Annotated in this window: 12 protein-coding genes; 4 read left to right on the forward strand and 8 right to left on the reverse strand. The window is 73.8% G+C overall.

Translation table 11 applies throughout. The annotated features are described in order from the left end of the window. Positions 1-183 precede the first annotated feature (183 nt). From AQJ67_RS38950 to AQJ67_RS38965, 4 genes are read left to right on the forward strand one after another with little or no spacing between them, the layout of a single operon-like run. Positions 184-1416 (forward strand): toll/interleukin-1 receptor domain-containing protein, encoded by a 1233-nt coding sequence (locus tag AQJ67_RS38950; RefSeq protein ID WP_062724228.1) that lies wholly within the window; start codon positions 184-186, stop codon positions 1414-1416. Then, positions 1410-2366 carry an AAA family ATPase gene (locus AQJ67_RS38955; protein ID WP_062724229.1) on the forward strand — a complete coding sequence of 319 codons (957 nt, stop codon included), beginning with the start codon at positions 1410-1412 and terminating at the stop codon, positions 2364-2366. The genes AQJ67_RS38950 and AQJ67_RS38955 overlap by 7 nt, the downstream gene beginning before the upstream one ends. Further along, positions 2363-3481 (forward strand): hypothetical protein, encoded by a 1119-nt coding sequence (locus AQJ67_RS38960; protein ID WP_062724230.1) that lies wholly within the window; start codon positions 2363-2365, stop codon positions 3479-3481. The genes AQJ67_RS38955 and AQJ67_RS38960 overlap by 4 nt, the downstream gene beginning before the upstream one ends. Further along, the gene (locus AQJ67_RS38965) at positions 3478-6486 is read left to right on the forward strand and encodes a tetratricopeptide repeat protein (protein WP_062724231.1); all 3009 of its coding nucleotides are present in this window, start codon (positions 3478-3480) and stop codon (positions 6484-6486) included. The genes AQJ67_RS38960 and AQJ67_RS38965 overlap by 4 nt, the downstream gene beginning before the upstream one ends. A 26-nt stretch (positions 6487-6512) precedes the next feature. Here AQJ67_RS38965 and AQJ67_RS38970 read toward each other — a convergent pair whose 3' ends face one another. Genes AQJ67_RS38970 through AQJ67_RS39005 form a run of 8 tightly spaced genes read right to left on the reverse strand, consistent with a single transcriptional unit; the run spans position 6513 to position 16891 of the window. Next, entirely contained in the window at positions 6513-7109 is a 597-nt protein-coding gene (locus AQJ67_RS38970; protein WP_062724232.1) for a hypothetical protein, read from the reverse strand. Beyond that, a complete protein-coding gene (locus AQJ67_RS38975) occupies positions 7075-7878 on the reverse strand; it encodes an FkbM family methyltransferase (protein ID WP_062724233.1) in 804 nt (267 codons plus the stop codon). Before AQJ67_RS38975 ends, AQJ67_RS38970 begins: the two co-directional genes overlap by 35 nt. Continuing rightward, the gene (locus AQJ67_RS38980) at positions 7875-8084 is read right to left on the reverse strand and encodes a Trm112 family protein (RefSeq protein ID WP_062724234.1); all 210 of its coding nucleotides are present in this window, start codon (positions 8082-8084) and stop codon (positions 7875-7877) included. Before AQJ67_RS38980 ends, AQJ67_RS38975 begins: the two co-directional genes overlap by 4 nt. Next, positions 8081-9001: a hypothetical protein gene (locus AQJ67_RS38985; protein WP_062724322.1), complete on the reverse strand. Its 921-nt coding sequence runs from the start codon at positions 8999-9001 to the stop codon at positions 8081-8083. Before AQJ67_RS38985 ends, AQJ67_RS38980 begins: the two co-directional genes overlap by 4 nt. Before the next feature lie 15 nt (positions 9002-9016). Then, positions 9017-9751: a class I SAM-dependent methyltransferase gene (locus AQJ67_RS38990; RefSeq protein WP_062724235.1), complete on the reverse strand. Its 735-nt coding sequence runs from the start codon at positions 9749-9751 to the stop codon at positions 9017-9019. Next, complete coding sequence (locus tag AQJ67_RS38995; protein WP_062724236.1) at positions 9748-11148, reverse strand: hypothetical protein; 1401 nt, start codon at positions 11146-11148, stop codon at positions 9748-9750. The genes AQJ67_RS38990 and AQJ67_RS38995 overlap by 4 nt, the downstream gene beginning before the upstream one ends. Next, a complete protein-coding gene (locus tag AQJ67_RS39000) occupies positions 11145-16079 on the reverse strand; it encodes a DUF3367 domain-containing protein (protein ID WP_244190746.1) in 4935 nt (1644 codons plus the stop codon). The genes AQJ67_RS38995 and AQJ67_RS39000 overlap by 4 nt, the downstream gene beginning before the upstream one ends. Beyond that, entirely contained in the window at positions 16076-16891 is an 816-nt protein-coding gene (locus AQJ67_RS39005; protein ID WP_079056463.1) for a class I SAM-dependent methyltransferase, read from the reverse strand. Before AQJ67_RS39005 ends, AQJ67_RS39000 begins: the two co-directional genes overlap by 4 nt. Between the last annotated feature and the right edge of the window lie 24 nt (positions 16892-16915).

Below are 16915 nucleotides of genomic sequence, written 5' to 3' on the forward strand. Positions count from 1 at the left end.
TCCGCTGCCACCGGGAGGCTTTCCGGTCGCCGGGCCGGCCACACGTGATCGGATTATTTACGGACCGTCAATTCGTCGACATAGTTCCGAGTTGACCTATGTCCCTATCACCTGTCAACCTCTCCGTCCTACAGGGACGGCTGAGTCCCTACTGGGCACGTGCGGCAGGACGGTAAGTGGTCGATGGCGATCACCTTCATCAGTCACAGCTCTGCGGAGACCGAAGAAGACCAGGCGAACGTCGATTCGGTGCGGGGCGAACTCAGAAAACGATTGCCGGACTTCGGCTGGGAAGTCCGGGTGGACGACCAGCTCCCGCCCGGAGTGGACTGGCGGTGGGTCCTTCACCAGTGGCTCGAGGAGTGTGACGCGGCCGTCGTCCTGGTGAGCAGGGACTGGCCGAAGTCGCCCTGGTTCAAGCGCGAGGTCGAGATCCTGCTGCACCGACGGGCGGCGGGTGCGGGCCTGACCGTCGTGCCCGTGGTGCTGCGGGGATACACGACGGGGGAGTTGCGTCGGTCGGAGATATCCCGGCTCGCCGATCCGCAGTGCATCGTGCAGGGGGACATGGCAGGCGAGGCCGTGGCCGCCCGTGTCGCCGAACGTCTGGGGGAGCTGGGCGCGTGCGCCTCCACCGCGGCGATGCGCTCGATGACGGTCAAGATCGAACACTGTCTGGGCGAGGTGAACGACCGGTTTCCGCTGAGGAACATGGCCCGTGCGCTCGGCTCCACGACGGAGTGGATGTTTCCCACCGCCTCGGAGGGGCGCCGCCTCATCGCGCACCAGTGCCTGACGCAGGTGCCCACCCAGAGGGTGCCGGGGGCCGTGAAGGAGGTCGAGTTCTTTCTCGCGCTGGACCGGCTCAACAACCTCATCAGCATGCTGCTGCCCACCTGGATCGACCCGGCGGGGGTACGACCGCTGGTCTCCGGCGGCCGTCACGTGGTCGCGACCCTGGCCGGCGCCTGGACCGACACGGCCAGACAGCACATCCATCGCGCTTCGTACTTCTCGGGTGACTACTGCATCCAGGCGGTCTCCCTGGTGGCGGGCGAGGCCCAGGAAGAGGAGCACTTGGAGGCCTGCCTGACGGCCGTGCGTGCTCTCCTCAAGACGGAGGACGAGGACGAGCTGCCCCTGGAGGGCCAGGTGCTGTTCCTCGTCATCGACCCGGCCGGCACCGAACTCGGCGTCGTCGGAAACCTGGTGCGCACCCTGATCGACCGCTTCCCCTGGCTGAACGTCATCGTCCTCACCGACCAGGACGACCCCGCCGGCCTCGGTGCCCAGCTCGGCCGCACCCTGCACATTCCGCTGCACCCCGATGCCGAGCGGCGGGTGGCGCGCACCCGGCTGGCGCTGGACGAGATCCGAGCCGACCGCAACGGCCGCGGAAAGGACCAGGTGTGGTGATCTCGGAGCCGATCCCGCCGGAACCGAGCGTGCGCAACGCCCCCGATCGCCCCGACGGCCGGGCCTACGTCGTACGCGGCGACCTCGACCTGGCCGTCGACGTCGCCCTCGCCACCGGCCGGCCACTGCTGCTGCGCGGCGACCCGGGCTCCGGCAAGTCGTCGTTCGCCGCGCATGTGGCGTGGCAGAACCGCTGGGCGTACCACGAGCACGTGGTGACCTCCCGCACCCAGGCACCGGACCTGCTGTGGTCCTTCGACCACGTGCTGCGGCTGGCCGACGCCCAGGCCCAGCGGCTCAGGCCCATCGAGTCGTATGTGGAACCCGGGGTGCTGTGGAAGGCGTTCGCGCCGCGCTCCGCCCGCGCCCACACCCTGCGCGCCCGCGACGACGGCGCTTGTCTGACCGTCGTCCGGCGGAGCGGCGCGGCGGAGGCCACCGATGTACGCACCCGGTCGGTCGTACTGATCGACGAGATCGACAAGGCGGACCCCGAACTGCCCAACGGACTGCTCGTCCCGCTGGGTTCACGCCGCTTCACCCTCTCCCAGACCGGCCGGGACATCGATCCCGAGGACGACGCGAAGGCCCTGGTGGTGATCACCACCAACGAGCAGCGCGAACTGCCCGAGGCGTTCCTGCGGCGCTGCCTGGTCGTGAAACTCGAACATCCCGTACCGCGGGAACTGGTCGACGTCGCCCGCGCCCATGTGGACGCCTATGACGGCCCCTTCACGGACGACGACCGGTTCCTCGCCATGGAACTCGCGGACGTGGTGCAGAGTCTGCGGCAGGACGCGGACAGGAGGGCGCACCGCAAGCCCAGCACCGCCGAGTTCCTGGACGCGTTCCACGCCTGCCGGCAACTGGGCATCCGGGTCGCGGACAGCGACGAGCGGTGGCAGACCCTGCGCCGGATGGCCCTGCTGAAGCAGGACAACGTGACGTGACCGGACACGTCCCCGAGATCTGGCTGGCCGACCTGGCCCGGGCCCTGGCCGCGGTGGGCGACGACCCGGCCCGGCGGCACCGGGTCGCCCGGCTGCTCGGCCTCGGTGACGAGCCACCGACCACCGGGCCACCACCCACCGAACCACCGCCCCCTGGTTCACCACGCACCGAACCACCGCCTCCCGGAGCACGCCGGGCCCCAGCGGCCGGTGAGCCCGCGCACCCCCCGTCGGCCGAGGCGCGGCCTCTCGCCCCGTCGGCCGAGGAGGCGCCCCTCACCCCGCCCGGCCGGCTCCCCGGCCACGCCGACTCCCTCCTTGAGCCACCGGCCCCCGCCGCCGACCCGGTGCCGTACGCCGACCCGGTACCGTACGCGGACCGGGCCCGCCCGGTCGGCCCGCCCGTGCTGCAACCAGTCCGCTACGACGCCCCCGACCCCACCGACTGGGAATCCGTCCGCACCCTCCCCACGGCCACCGACCGTCCTCGCCCCGCCCGGCCACCGCTGGCGCCGCTGCTCACCGAACGGTCCTCCACCGCGATCCTCAACGCCGCCCTGACCACCCTGGTCCGCGACGACGGCGAACCGGACATCGACGCCCTGGTCGACGCCTTCGCCCGCGGCATCCCGCTCACCCGGCTGCCCAGGGCAGCCCGCCCCACGCTCCGCTTCGGCGTCCAGGTCCTCATCGACCAGGGCGACGGTATGCAGCCCTACCGTCGCGACCAGCAGGAACTCGCCCGCCGCATCACCGGCCTGGTCGGCGCCGAACTCACGCAGATCCGTTACTTCGCCGACGCCCCCAACCGGGGCACGGGACCGGCCTCCCCGCGCACCTGGCAGCCGTACCGGCCGCCCAGCCCGGGCACGCGGGTGCTGCTCGTCTCCGACCTCGGGGTCGGCGGGCCCTTGCTGCATCCACGGCGCGCCTCGGTCGCCGAGTGGTACCAGGTCTGCCACGAGATCGTCCGGGCCGGCTGCACGGTGCTGGCGCTGGTGCCCTACCCGGTCACCCGGGTGCCCCCCGAGCTGACCCCGCTGCTGGCCGCGCTCACCTGGGACCGGACCACGACGGTGAGTACGGTCGCCGCACTGGTGGGAAGCCGGCGGTGACCGTGCCCCGCGACCGACAGCCCGTCGACGCGGTCGAGAAGCTGGCGACCGCGCTCAGCGTGGCGGTGCGCGTGGAGCCCGAACTGATCCGGGCGGTACGGCTGGAGGTGTTCCCGCGGCTCGGCGTGGAGACCGAGTCCGAGCTGTGGTTCAGCAGACTCGCCCGGACCCAGGGGCCCAGCGGCCTCGTCTTCGACACCGGTGAACGCCACCGGCTGCAGGCCCGTCTGCAGCGATGGCTGCGGCAGCAGCGGGAGCGGCCGGAAGCACCCGTCCACTCGCTGTGGCGCATCGTCCAGCACGTCCACGCCGACCTCTCTCCGGCCCTCCTGCTGGAGGAAGAGGTCACCTGGCTCGCCGTGTGCGGACGGCACGGTGAGATCGACGACGCGCTGGCCCCCGCGTTCAAGGCGATCACCCGGCAGAACCGCGACAGCCTCAGACAGTGGTTCGCCACGGCCTGGGACCGACTGCCGCAGGCGGTCCGGGACTCGCCCACGGCATGGCAGCTCGCCCAGACCGTACGCCCCCGCTTCCCGGCCCGGCGCTTCCCGTTCGGCGTGGAACGTGCCCCGCTGCCCGCCCGGCGGCTCGGCGACCTCGCCCGTGTCCTCGACGACGTCCTGATCACCGTACGCAGGGACGGCGACGAGCTGGAGATCGACGGGCGGCCCGTCGACCCCGAAGCCACCACCGGGATGCCGCCCGGCGCCCACGCCCTCCCCGTGCCCGACACGGACCCGCGTGTACTGACCCTCCTGGCCGGTGGCCCGCGCATGCGGGAGAAGGACCTGTCCGTGCCGGTGGACTGGCAGCTCCGCGTCCACGTCGGTTCCGGACCGGTGCTGCTGCGCAGCGCACGTGGCCAGGTCTTCCTGCTGCACGAGCGGGCCGCCGTACCCGAGCACGGCGCCGGCCCCGCCGGGCGGTTCCTCGGGATCTCCTCGGCCCGCTACGACCACGAGGGGCTGCCCCCGCTCGACCACTCGCCCGACCTGTGCCGCGAGGTGGGCGCCGCGTTCGGTGACACCTACGCCACGGAGTACCTCACCGACCCGTCCCGCACCGCGGTCACCGAGCGGCTCGCCCGGCTCGCGGCACGGCCGCACGACGGTCCGCTGGTGGTCTATCTCCACGGCTACGCCCTGCGCGGCGGGGCCGCCGCCGGTCCGCAGCTCGCCTTCCGCGACAGCGACCCCGGCCGGCCGGGCACCCTGCTGGCCGCTGAGGAACTGTGCCGCCTCGCCGGCCAGGCGGGCGCCGACCAGGTGCTCGTACTGCTCGACAGCGTGCGAGCGCCCGGCAGCGGCAAGGACTGGGTCTACGGGCCGATGGCCAGGACACTGAGAACGGCGAGCTGGACGGGCCAGATCTCCGTCCTGGTGCCCCACGACGCCGGCTGGGACAGGCTGTTCGGCTCCTGGCTGGTGCGGCTCCTGCAAAGCGGCCCGGAGACCGGCCCCCAGGGGTGGGGCTGGTCGCCCCGGGACCGGTTCATCACCGGCGGCGAACTCATGCGGGCCGTCGACCTGGACTGGCCCGGCGAGTACCCGTCGACACCGCGGAACTTCGCCACGGGCGTCCCGCGCGAGCTGCTCCCCAACCCCCGTTACGCCCTGCGCCGCTTCCCGGACGGCGTGCACCCGGCCGACTTCGGGGAGGCCTACGCGCAGGAGGCCGCCGCGTTCCTCGGCGAGGTGATCAGGGACAGCGCGAGTTCGCCCGCGGACCGGGAGCGCGCCGTGTCCAACATGCTGCTGCTGGGCCCGGACCGCGGCATCGAGGCCGCCGTCGCCCTGACCGACCTGGCGGAACGATTCACGGCGGCAAGCCGCCGGACCGACGCCGTCGCCGCGTACCAAGAGGCGATCGACCTGCTCCGGCCGCTCGCCGGGCGACGGCCCGAAAGCGCCCACCAGGCCCTGGGGGCCTCGCTGTACGGCCTCGCCGGCCTGCTGTGCGACGCCTACCGGTGGGCGCAGGCGCGGCCGTTCGTGGAGGAGGCGGTGGCGCTGCGCCGCCGGCTCGCCGAGACCCGGCCGGACCAGCGGCCCCGGCTGGCCGAGAGCCTGCACCTGTGGTCGCTCGTGCTGCGGGGCACCGGTCTGCACCAGCCGGCCCTGGAGGCGGCCGTCGAGGCGGCCGACCTGTTGGGCAGGCTCACCGCCGACGACCCGGACACGCACCGTGCGGCCCTTGCCGTCTGCCTCAGCAGCCTCGCCAACCGCTACGGCGAGGTCGGCCTGCCCGAGCACGCCCTGACGGCCGCCGTCCAGGCGGAGGCCATCCGGCGGGCGCAGGCCCAGTCCGACCCGGAGAGCCGCGCCGACCTGGCCCGCAGCCTGCATGTGCGCTGGTACTGGGAGCGCTCGCTGCGGCACGCGGCCGCGGCGCACACCGCGATCACCGAGTGCGTGAGCATCCGCCGGGAACTGGCCGCCCAGCGACCCGGGGTCCATCGTCCGAAGTACGCCGAGAGCCTCAACTGCCTCGCCGTCAGCCTCGCCGACCTGGGCCAGGTCGACCGCGCGCCGGTCCCCGCCCGCGAGGCCGTCTCCATCTACCGGGAACTCGTCGCCGCCGGCGCCGTCGACCTCCGCCAGCCCCTCGCCCGCACCCAGCGAAACCTCGCCCTGTGGCTCGGCACCCTCGGCCGGCCCGCGGAGGCGGTGTCGGCGGCGGCCGAGGCGGTGAGCCACTACCGCGAGCTGGAGGCCGAGCAGGAGGGCCTGCACCGCGCCGACCTGGCGGACGCCCTGGAGATGTGGTCCTGGGCCCTCGACCTGCTCGGTGAGGGCAGGCCGCGGGCGATCGACGCGGCCCGTCAGGCGGTCGGTCTCTACCGCAAGCTCTTCGCCGCCGAACCGGGCAGGTACCGGCGGGCCCTGGCCCGCAGCGTCAACACCCTCTCCATCCGGCTGGACACGCACGGCCGGTCCGAGGAGGCGGCGCGGCTGCGCGCGGAGGTCCGCGACATCGTCTCCGGCGCGCTGCCTCCGTTCTGACGCCCCGCCCGGCCACCGGGCCGCCCCTACCGAACGGCCACCCGCTGCAACAACCCCCAGGTGAACTCGGCCACCACCTCCCGCCGCACCCCCTCCCCGTCCGGCGCCGTGAACGCCAGCCCCCACCGCGTCGGCGCCGTCCCCTCCAGCGGCCGGGCGGGAGCGAACGCGCGGGCCGCCTCGTCGACCGTGCAGGACCAGGGGGTGAGGTCGGACAGGGTGCGCAGGGGCGGGCCCGCGGCGCCGGGGGCGCGGACGAGCCACTCGTTCCACACCGCGCCGTTCGGGGCGAGCAGCACCTCGAAGCGCAGGTCGGGCCAGAGCGGCACCGGCCACAGCCAGGCCTCGCAGTCCAGGTCGCCGACCTTGCGGGTGACGACGGCGTCGGGCGCGCCCAGCACCGAGCGGTACCGGGAGGCGGCCCCGCGGGCCCGCGGGGAGCGGACCATGGCCTGCCAGCGCTTGTTCGCCTCACGCATGTCGGCGAGGGAGACGCCCAGTCCGCGGCGGGCCTCCTCCACCCGGTCCGGGTTGTGGTCGGCCATGCGGCGCAGCAGCACCAGTTGGAAGTCGAGCGGGGTGAACGGGCTAGCGGGGTGCTTTCCGGAGGGCATGCGTTCCATCGTCGCCGACCGGGCGGCGGCCGTCGGGCAGGAAGAGCACGGAATTGACGTAGCGCGGGCCCCGGAAGGGCAGCACCCGGCGCAGCAGGCCCTGGGTGACGACGTACGAGGTCTCCGCCTGGTGGGTCTCCAGCGGGAAGCGGCTCAGCGGCACCCAGTCGCGGCCGGGCAGGACCCAGCCGTCGTAGCCGAGCAGCGACAGATACGTCACCACCGGGCCGATCGGCTGGATACGGGACTCCAGCTCGACGAAGAGCGCGGGCCGGTCGCGCGCGAGGATCCCGGTCGCGCCGCGCAGCACCGCGAGCTCGCTGCCGTCCACGTCGACCTTGACGAACCCGACGTCCTTGAGGCCGAGTTCGTCGAGGGTGACCAGGCTGACCGGGAGAGCCTGGGCGTGGATGTTCCGCCGGACCAGGGAGGACACCCCGCGGTCGCCGGCGTCGTGGGCCGGCAGCCAGAGCCGGGCCGCGCCGGGGCGCTCGGCCGCCGCGGCCTGGACGACCCGCACGTTGGGCGGGGCCGTCGCCGCCAGCAGCCGCGCGAGATGCGGGACCGGTTCCACGGTCACCACCCGGCGGGCCCGCCGGGACAGGCGGCGCGTCCACGGGCCGTACCAGCCGCCGACGTCGACGGCCGTCCCGCACCCGGCGGGGCACAGCTCGGCCAGCCGGGCCAGCTCGGGTTCGAAACGCGGGTACACGGCCCGGGCCAGGGCGGCGACCAGCCGGGTGGGCAGCAGCGGGGCGATGTGCGCGGCCAGGGTCATGGGGCCATCCGTTTGAGGAGTTCCTCGTGCTCGTCGTCGGAGACCTGCTCGCCGGAGGCGGGCAGCAGCTGGGGGATGCCGTCGATGATCGGGTAGCGGCGGTGCAGCCGCGGGTTGTACAGCGCGTCGTCCGGCGGGACCAGGTGCAGCGGGCCCTTGTCGAGCGGGCAGGCCAGTATCCGCAGGAGGGGGTCTTCGGGCTTCACGGTGGGGTCAACTCCTTGGCCGGTGAGGGGTGTTGGGGAGCCGGTGCGGCGGGCCGCCGGTCGTGGCGCGGCATCGACATCAGTACGGCCAGGGCGAGCGCCGTGCCCGCCACCCGCAGCGCCAGCCGCAGCGGGTCCTCCGGCAGCGCCTCGCCGAACGACAGCGTGCCGAGCACGGCCGTGTACACGCAAGTCACCGTCGTGCACACCGGCACGATCAGCGAGGCCCGGCAGCGCTGCAGCGCCGCCTGCGACATGACCAGGCCGAACGCGCCGGTGAACAGGAGGAGGTACGGGTACGGGGAGCGGAGCAGGTCGAGCAGCGCGCCGCCGACCCCGCTCGTCGTCAGATGGCTCGACACCCCCTTGATCGCCAGCGAGCTGACCCCGTAGAGCAGGCCCACCGCCACGCCGTACTCGACGCCCGTCGTCGGCAGCCGGTGCCGGTGGCGGGTCCTGCGCTCGGCCGAGTTGTACAGCCAGACGCCCGCCGCGAGCGACGGCACGCAGACGAGGAGGATGAGGGGGTACGGCGCGGCCTGACTCACGGTCTCGGTGCCCTCCCGCAGCGACAGCACCACCATCAGCAGCGCGGCGAGGATCGCGCCGAGCGTGTACCGCTCCCGGCCGCTGGTCTCCTCGCCCAGCAGCCGCGCGGAGAGCAGCACGAGCAGGACGAGCCCCGAGACGAAGATGCCCTGCGCGGCGGCGATCGGCAGCGTGCGGTAGACGACGAGCTGGGCGCCGAACCCGGCGGCCAGGGCGAGCGAACCGCCGATCCACAGCGGGCTGCCGAGCACCAGCCGCAGCAGCCGGGCCGGTTGCCGGATGCTCACCTGCGGCAGTGCGGTGAGCGCACGCTTCTCCAGGACGAAACCGAGGCTGTACAAGGTGTTCGCCAGCAACGCCGCCGCCACTCCCCACCACATGGCCTACTTCCTCCTGGCGTGCAGCAGCAGGATCGACGCCAGCGACGGCCTGGCGCAGGCCAGCCGGTCCAGGGGGCGCAGGGGGCGCGGCACGCCGTGGAAGGGAGCGCCGCGCAGTCGTACGACCTCGAAGCCGGAAGCGGCCACGAACTCCCGCAGCGCACGGGCGGTGTAGAGCCGGAGGTGGCCGACGACCTCACGTCCCGGCCGGCCGTGGATCGCCCGCAGGCTGACCTCCGAGAAGACCGGCTGTACGCCGGCCGCCAGCAGGGCGCGGTTGTACCAGGCGGCCAGGTTCGGGGTGGAGAGCATGAGATGACCGCCGGGGCACAGTACGCGGCGGATCTCGTCCAGCGCGGCGTCCGGGTCCACGAGGTGCTCGATGACCTCGCTGAACAGTACGGCGTCCGCGGAGCCGGTGCGCAGCGGCAGCCCGTCGTCGGTCAGTTCGCCGCGGATGGCGTACGGGATGCGGGTGCGGGCGCGGCGCAGGGCGTCCTGGGACCAGTCGATGCCGACGAGGCGGTGGCCGGTCAGGAAGGGAGCCGCCGTGGCCGCGGCGGTGCCGTCGCCGCAGCCGATGTCGAGGACGGTGCGGGGGTTGCCGGTTGCCGGTCCCAGGGCTTCGGCGAGCATGCGGGCCTGGCGGCGGCTGCGGGGGGTGCCGGAGGCCACGGGGACGGCGGGGTTCTCGTAGAAGTCGCGCAGTTCGCGCGGCTGCACGGAGGAGGTGGTCATGGGGTCGCCTCCGTGGTGTGCAGATAGTGCTCGAAGAGGTCCCGCAGATGGGCGCCGTCGCCGTGGCTGAGCAGCGCGCGCGACCAGCGCAGGGCCAGGTGCAGACGGCCCGCGGTGGAGGCGGTGGTGACGGTCAGGCCGCGGGGCATCCGGGCCGGCGCCGAGAACCACACGGCGTGCGCCCGGCCGGCCCCCTCGCCGAAGTCCAGGGGATAGGGGATGCGGCCGATGTTGCTGAGGAGCGTCGTGGAGGTCCAGGGCGCGGCGGCCCGGCGCAGCCCGCGGGTGAGGGCGGCACGGACGGCGACGGGGGCCCAGGGCGCGGTGAGGAGGGAGGCGCCGTGGCCGAGCTGGGGCCGGGGGAGGGACTTGAGGGCGCGGGTGCGGGTGGCGGTGCGGTGCAGCAGGGCGGGGATGCCGGCCGGGTCGTGGGCCGCCAACTCCTCGGGAGAGAAGGGCACTTCGACCAGCCGGGTGCCGTTGCCGATGGGCATGGAGGCGTCCCGGGGGCGGTCGTCCACGGGCATGGTGATGCGCAGGGGGCGGGGGCGGGCGCCGTGCTCCCGGTTCCAGTGGGCGATGGTCAGGGCGGTGGTGACCATGAGCTGGTCGTTGACCGTGTAGGGGGAGCCCTTGGGCCGGTGGGGGAGGGGCAGCTCGGTGACGAGCATGCCGTTGCCGGGGGAGGGTTCGGGGCTGCCGGGTGCCACCCGCGCCGGGCGGGACCAGTTGGACGGGGTGTCCTCGGGCGGCGGCGGCGCTTCGGAAGCCGCGCGTACGGGGGGTGCGGCGGGGGCGTTGTCCTTGCCGCCGTACAGCTCGGCGGCCGTGGCCAGGACGCGGAGGCAGGCGGGGCCGTCGAGCGCGGTGTGGTTGATGGTGAGGAAGAGGACGGTGCCCGGTGCGGTACGTGGCTGTGCACCGCCGTCGGCTGCGCGCGGCCGTACTCCCACGGCGTCGGAGGCCTCGCTCCCCTCGACCGGACCCGCCCCCGCTCCGTCCACCACCTCCAGCCGGATCGGCGGCGACAGCGACAGGGGCGGCGCCTGCGTCAGCGCCCGGGTCCGGGCGTCCCGCAACGCGTCCCGCCCCGGCGCCGGAAAGCCCACCACCTCCACGTCCGGCTCCGCCGTCAGCTCCCACTCGTACCGGCGCCGGTACCACCGCCCCGGCGCCTGCCGCATCAGGATGCGCGGATGCCGCCGCAACGCCTCGGCGAACGCCGTGCGCAGCCGTCCCGCGTCCAGCCGCCCCGGCAGATGCACCTCGATGTGCACCGTCTCCGGCTCCTCCTCCTGCAGACAGTGCCGGGCGACCTCGTCCACGACGGGGAACGGGACCCGTACGGTCGGCCGCGGCGGACCGCCGGCGCGTGCGGGCTGCTGAAGTGCGGTCATGTGGTGTCGCCCTTCCGAGGGTCCTCGGGCTCCGGCGGGCCCCCGGGCTCCGGCGTGCCCTGCGCCCGCGTCGTGTCGTCGGGGCGCCTCGTCCGGAACCTCCGCGTCCCGCCGATGCGCGCGGTCGGCGGATCCGGGTCAGGCCCACCGGGGCCGCGTGCGGAGACGGTCGGACCGGATTCGGCCCGAGGGGTGGCGGCGGGGCCGGGACCGGGGGCAGGGCTCGCCGAAACGGGTGGCTCCGTCCCCATCGCACTGCGCCCACGCCGACGCTGCGGCAGCGGCCGCGTGGGTGATGGCGCTGTGGCGGGCCCCGGAAGGCCGCCGCCTCCGGCGCCGGGCGACACCACAGCCGCGGCACCGGGCCCGCCCGCCACCGGGCCCGGCACCGGGCCCGGCAACGGGCTGGTCGCGGATGTGCCGGGGGATGTGCCGGGTGTGCTTGGCCGGTCGGGGTTGGTCGTGGGTGCGCCCGGTGCTTCCCGGGTGCTTGCGGGTGGGCCTGGCTGGTTGGGGTTGGTCGTGGGTGCGCCCGGTGCTTCCCGGGTGCTTGCGGGTGGGCCTGGCTGGTTGGGGTTGGTCGTGGGTGCGCCCGGTATCTCCCGGGTGCCTGCGGGTGCGCCTGGCCCGTCCGCGCCGCCTGCGGATACGCCCGGTCCGCTCGCGCCGCCCGGTCCTCCTGGGCCGGTCGAGAAACCGCCCGCGCCTGCCGATCCGCCTGGGGCGCTCGCGAAGGGTTCGGGGCCTCCCCGGCCGCCCGGACTTCCCGGTCCGCCCGCGGACATGCCTGAACCGCCCGCTACCCCGGCGGCCCCCAGCGGCTCCCGCACCCCCACGACTCCCGCGAACAGCCCGATCAGCGCCAGCAGTTGAGCCGCCGGACCGAACGTTCCCTCCCGCGCCCCGACCGGCTCCCCGGCGCCGAGTGCCGCCGCGACCCCGGCCCCGGCGAGGGCGGCGAGTGCGATCGGCACCAGCAACGTATGCCTGCGCCAGGCCACCACCGCCAGCGCGGGTACCAGCAGGGCGAACCAGCCGGCGACGACCACGGCGACCACCGTCACCGCGACCGTGCCCAGCCACAGCCCCGGCAGCGGGGGAGTGGGCTGGGGCTCGTCCGGGTTCGGGGCGCGGCGGCGCCACAGCGCCAGGCCGGCCAGCACGGCGAGGGCGACCGCGCTGCCGATCAGCCCGCCCTCGTAGAGCACGGCGGGCTCGTACGACAGCTCGACGGTGCCGGCCGTCCCGGCGGGGATGCGCCAGCCCTGCTGCCAGCCGTCCAGCCGGACCGGCGTCAGCTCCTTGCCGTTCAGGGTGGCGTGCCAGCCGTCGTTGAAGTTCTCGTACATCGTGAGGTAGCTCGCCGCTCCCGAGCCGACCGTCACCGCGCGCCGGTCGCCGAGCCAGTCCCGTATCTCCAGGTCACGCGCGGCCGTGGAAGGCTCGGCGACCGTGCCGCGGGTCAGGGTCACGTCGGTCAGCGTGAGCGGACCGGCGTCCCCGGACTCGACCCGGTGGTCACCGGCCGGCAGCCGCACCCCGGCGTCCGCACGCCCTCGCTGACAGAGCGTCACCTCCACCTGGCGCCGTTCCATCAGGTCCCGCACCGTCCCGCGCACGCTCGTCCGGTACAGCTCCCCGTCCACCGCGACGACCGGCCCCTGACCGCACGGCAGGGAGAACGGCCGGGTGCCCCTCGGCTGCGGGGTCCGGTACTGGTCGAGGGCCGGGACGTAGACCTCGGTCAGGCCGACCGGGAGCCGCAGGTCCTCGCCCACCATCGGGTTGTAGAGGGTCAGCGGGGCGGTCTGCGTGATCGTGATGTCCAGGCGGTCGGTCGTGATGGCCGGGAAGCGGACCCAGCCGTTCTCGTCGACCCCGGCGATCACCGCACCGTCCGGCGAGCTGATGTGCACCTCGGTCGGACGTGTGGAGAGGCCGCCCGCCGGTGCCAGCACGATCTCTCCCACGGCCTGCTTCCCGGGCCAGCGCAGATGGAGCGTGGGCCGGTCGCCCGCGATCCACGCCGTGGTCAGGTCGCCGTCGGTGAGGTTGCGCGGCGACAGGCCCGCCCCGAGCCGCGCCGTGGAGTCGGCGGTGGCGACGATCCGGTTCCGCTGCTCCGGCGCCACCTTGTACAGCAGCTCGTCCAGCTCCTCGCCCGCCACCGGCACCGCACTCGCCCGGACCTCGTACGTCCCGGCCGTGGATGTCGTGAAGCGCCGGTGCAGTCCGGCCTCCGTGCCCGTCGGGGAAAGACCGGTCGGGTCGGCCGCTCGGGACAGGGAGACGATCTCGGCGGCGGCACCGGAGTCCTCGGCGTCGGTGGGCAGCCGCAGCAGCCGGGTCACCTGGACGTCCGGCAGGTCGACCTCGGAGAAGCCCGCCCCGGTCAGCCCGGCCCGCCGCGCCACGGAGTCCGTGATCGTCAGCTTCATCCAACTCGTCGCGCCCGCAGGCGCCTTGACCGCCTGCGTCGAACCGTCAGCCCGGAGGAAGGAGCTCACCGCCCCCTTCTCCGTCTCCACCCGCACCCGCGTCGCCGCCTCCCGCACGCCCTCCTGCGGCAACGGCGTCACCTTGAACGCCTTCGGCATGTCGTACGACCCGCCCGCGAACCCGATCCGCAGCCACTCACCCTCCGGCGACCCCTCCGACCCCTCGGTCCACGCCGTGTCCGGATTGCCGTCGAAGGCGTTCACCGGGTCGAACTGCGGAAGATGGAAGAGCCAGCTGCCGTACGACGACGCCGTCACCGACCGCGCACCGCGCAGCTCGGCCACCGTCTGGTGGTCGAGGCCGGTCGTCGGCAGGATCTGGTGCGGCTTCTCGCCCGCGTCCTGGGCGGCGTCGGGCGCGTTCCGCTCGTCACGGGTGTACGGGTACGACGTGTTGGCGTTGATCAGCCCGAACCGGGTGTCCGCACGCCGCAGCCCGTCGCCGACCACCTGCACCTGCGGCGAGCCGAGCCCGGGATGGTTGTCGCCGGTCAACACGCTCGCCCGGCCCCGCAGTTCGGACGCCAGCGGCAACAGCGCCTCCGGCCCGCCCGACACCACGGCCGTGTCGGCGACCGGCTGAAGCCCGGCCTGATGCGGACGCGGCACGTCCGCGCTCACCGGCTTGTAGATCTCCACCGCCCGCTGCCGTGGATACAGCCCCTCCACCTGCAGCGGCGTGTCCGGCGCGATCGTCCCGCCGGTCATGACCGGCCCGAGGCCCGTCACTCGCTCGTACCCGGACTGCTCCAGGGTCCGCTTCACCGTCGTGGTCGGCACCTGGCCGATCTGGTCGGGATCGAGGTCGTTGCGGACGACGACGTAGTACACACCGGCCCGGCTCAGGAAGTCGGCAAGACCCGGCACCTCACCCCCGCTCGTCAGCGCCTGCTCGACCGCGTCCATCGCGCGCCGGTTGCCGGGCGTGCCGAACGGGACGTAGTCCCGCTGGGCCCAGCGGGAGTCGGCGAGGACGTCCAGCGGCTGGTCGATGGTGGAGCCCCAGGTGTAGATGCCGTGCGCGGTGGCCGGCACGACGAGGGCGCGGGCGTCGGGGGAGTACTTCTCCATCCAGTCGGCCGTGGTCTGCCAGTACTTGGGGATCTCCTTGAAGGACCCCGGGTTGAGGATCGACCCGTTGAGATACGGCCAGGTCAGCCCCGGCAGCACCAGCACGGCCGCGATCAGCGGCGCGAACCGCCGCCCCCGCACCGGCCGCGCCCCGCGCGCCTCGGCCGCCACGCCCACCAGATGGACAAGGCCCAGCACCAGCGCCAGAGCCAGCCCCGGCTGGAACTTGTAGATGTTCCGGAAGGGCACAAGACCGCCGTTCAGCCAGTCCTGCACGACCCCGTGGAACGGCGCCCCGAACGCCCCGCCGTACCCGGCCAGCAGGATCAGCGCGACCGTCACCGCGGTCAGCACCAGCCACCGCCGCTCCGGCATGTCCCGCCGCGCCAGCCCCGCGAGCCCCAGCCCGGCCGCGAGCGCCGAGCACACGATCACGACGACGGACGCCGCGACGGTCCACCCGGCCGGCAGCCACGCCTCACCGAAGTGCAGATAGGCGACCCAGTTCCCCCCGCCGCGCAACGCCTCCGTCGCCGACATCGTCTCGGTCGTGGTCTGCGAACTCTCCACGTACGGAAGGAAGTTCTCCCCGTACGTCCCGAGCAGCAACAGCGGGATCACCCACCAGGCGGTCGCCAGCACGACCCCCGGCACCCACCACCCGATCAGCTTCCGCTGCCGGGGCCCCGGCGGCCGGGACAGCAGATACAGCCCGACGGGAAGCAACGAGGCCAGCGTGGAGGCGGCGTTGACACCGCCCATGAAGGGAATGACGAGGGCCGACCGCAGCGCGGCGACCCGCGCCGCGTACCGCTCGTTGGTCAGCGGCAGCAGCACCCACGGCAGAAACGCACCGGGCAGCGCGGCGGCGGACGTGGACCCGACGACGATCGTGAAGACGGGCCACAGCGCATAGACCACAGCACCGAGGAGCCGCGACCCGCCACTGCCCACCCCCAGCCGTTCCGCCAGCCGCAGCGCACCCCAGAAGGCGACCGACACGATCAGCGACAGCCACAGCCGCTCCGCCAGCCACACCGGCAGCCGTACGACATCGGCCAGCCAGTAGAACGGCAGCATCGGCCACAGATAGCCCGAGTACTGGTTCTGGATCCCGCCGAAACCGCCCTGGTCGGACCACAACTGGCCGAGATCGGCGAGGAACCGCCCCGGATCGACGGTCACACCCAGCTTGGTGTCGAAGGTCTGCCGCCCCGGCCGCACCGCCAGCAACAGCACGAACACCACGGCCCAGAACCCCAGCAGCCAGCGCCGCGACCGCGGCCCCTCCGGCGGCCCCGACGCGGGCGCGGAGGTGGGCACGGCTGCCGGGGGAGGAGCCTGGACCGTGGTCGTCGTCATGGTGGACACCGCCGGAGGATGAGGAGGAGGTTCCAGGTGGCGAACTCGCGCAGTCCCGGCGCCTTCACGACGCCCTCCGCGAGAAACGGCCAGTAGCGGGAGCGCGCCGAGACGACCTCCACGTCGTCCCGCGCACGCACCTGCCGCAGGGTGGCGCCGATGTGCACGGCGAACAGGTTCTCGCCGAGGGTGTGCTTGGCGGCCCGCCCGGTACGCCGCTGATAGCGGGCCCGAGCCCGCTCGGCACCGAGGTAGTGCCAGGGCGCCCACTCGTGCCCGCCCCAAGGGGACAGCCAGTTGGTGAACGACACGTAGACCAGCCCACCGGGCCGCGTGACCCGCGCCAGCTCACTCAGGAACGTCTGCGGATCCGCCACGTGCTCCAGCACGTTCGAGGAGAACGTGACGTCCGCGACCCCGTCCCGCAGCGGCAACAGATACCCGTCGGCGACCACGGCCCCACCGGGCGGCTTCACCCCGAGTTCGCTCAAGTCAGGCTCGAAGAGATAGGCCTGCGCCCCCCGCCGCCGAAACTCCTCGGTGAAGTACCCACTCCCCCCACCGACGTCCACGACAGTCCGCCCATCGACGGCCCCGCAGTAGGCCTCGACCTGATCGACGGAGTCCCGGGCAAGCAGCGAGTAGCAGGTTTCGGGATCGTCCTGCTCATGGAGGAAGGCCCGGAAGAGGGCAAAGGAGCGCTGGAGAGAGGGATCCTTGAAACGCCGTTGAGGTGACGCCGTTAAGGGGCGCGGGGCTGTGACATTTGCGGCTCCGCCGCGTGGGCGCGACCAGCCACGACGAACCGGCACTCGCGAGACAACCGAACCCCCCCA

Source organism: Streptomyces caeruleatus, assembly GCF_001514235.1.
In the GTDB taxonomy this organism is placed as follows: domain Bacteria; phylum Actinomycetota; class Actinomycetes; order Streptomycetales; family Streptomycetaceae; genus Streptomyces; species Streptomyces caeruleatus.

Coding starts and splice junctions, on each gene's coding strand:
- AQJ67_RS38950 (WP_062724228.1), top strand. CDS start 184: ATGGCGATCACCTTCATCAGTCACAGCTCTGCGGAGACCGAAGAAGAC.
- AQJ67_RS38970 (WP_062724232.1), bottom strand. CDS start 7,109: ATGGAACGCATGCCCTCCGGAAAGCACCCCGCTAGCCCGTTCACCCCG.
- AQJ67_RS38975 (WP_062724233.1), bottom strand. CDS start 7,878: ATGACCCTGGCCGCGCACATCGCCCCGCTGCTGCCCACCCGGCTGGTC.
- AQJ67_RS38990 (WP_062724235.1), bottom strand. CDS start 9,751: ATGACCACCTCCTCCGTGCAGCCGCGCGAACTGCGCGACTTCTACGAG.
- AQJ67_RS38995 (WP_062724236.1), bottom strand. CDS start 11,148: ATGACCGCACTTCAGCAGCCCGCACGCGCCGGCGGTCCGCCGCGGCCG.
- AQJ67_RS39000 (WP_244190746.1), bottom strand. CDS start 16,079: ATGACGACGACCACGGTCCAGGCTCCTCCCCCGGCAGCCGTGCCCACC.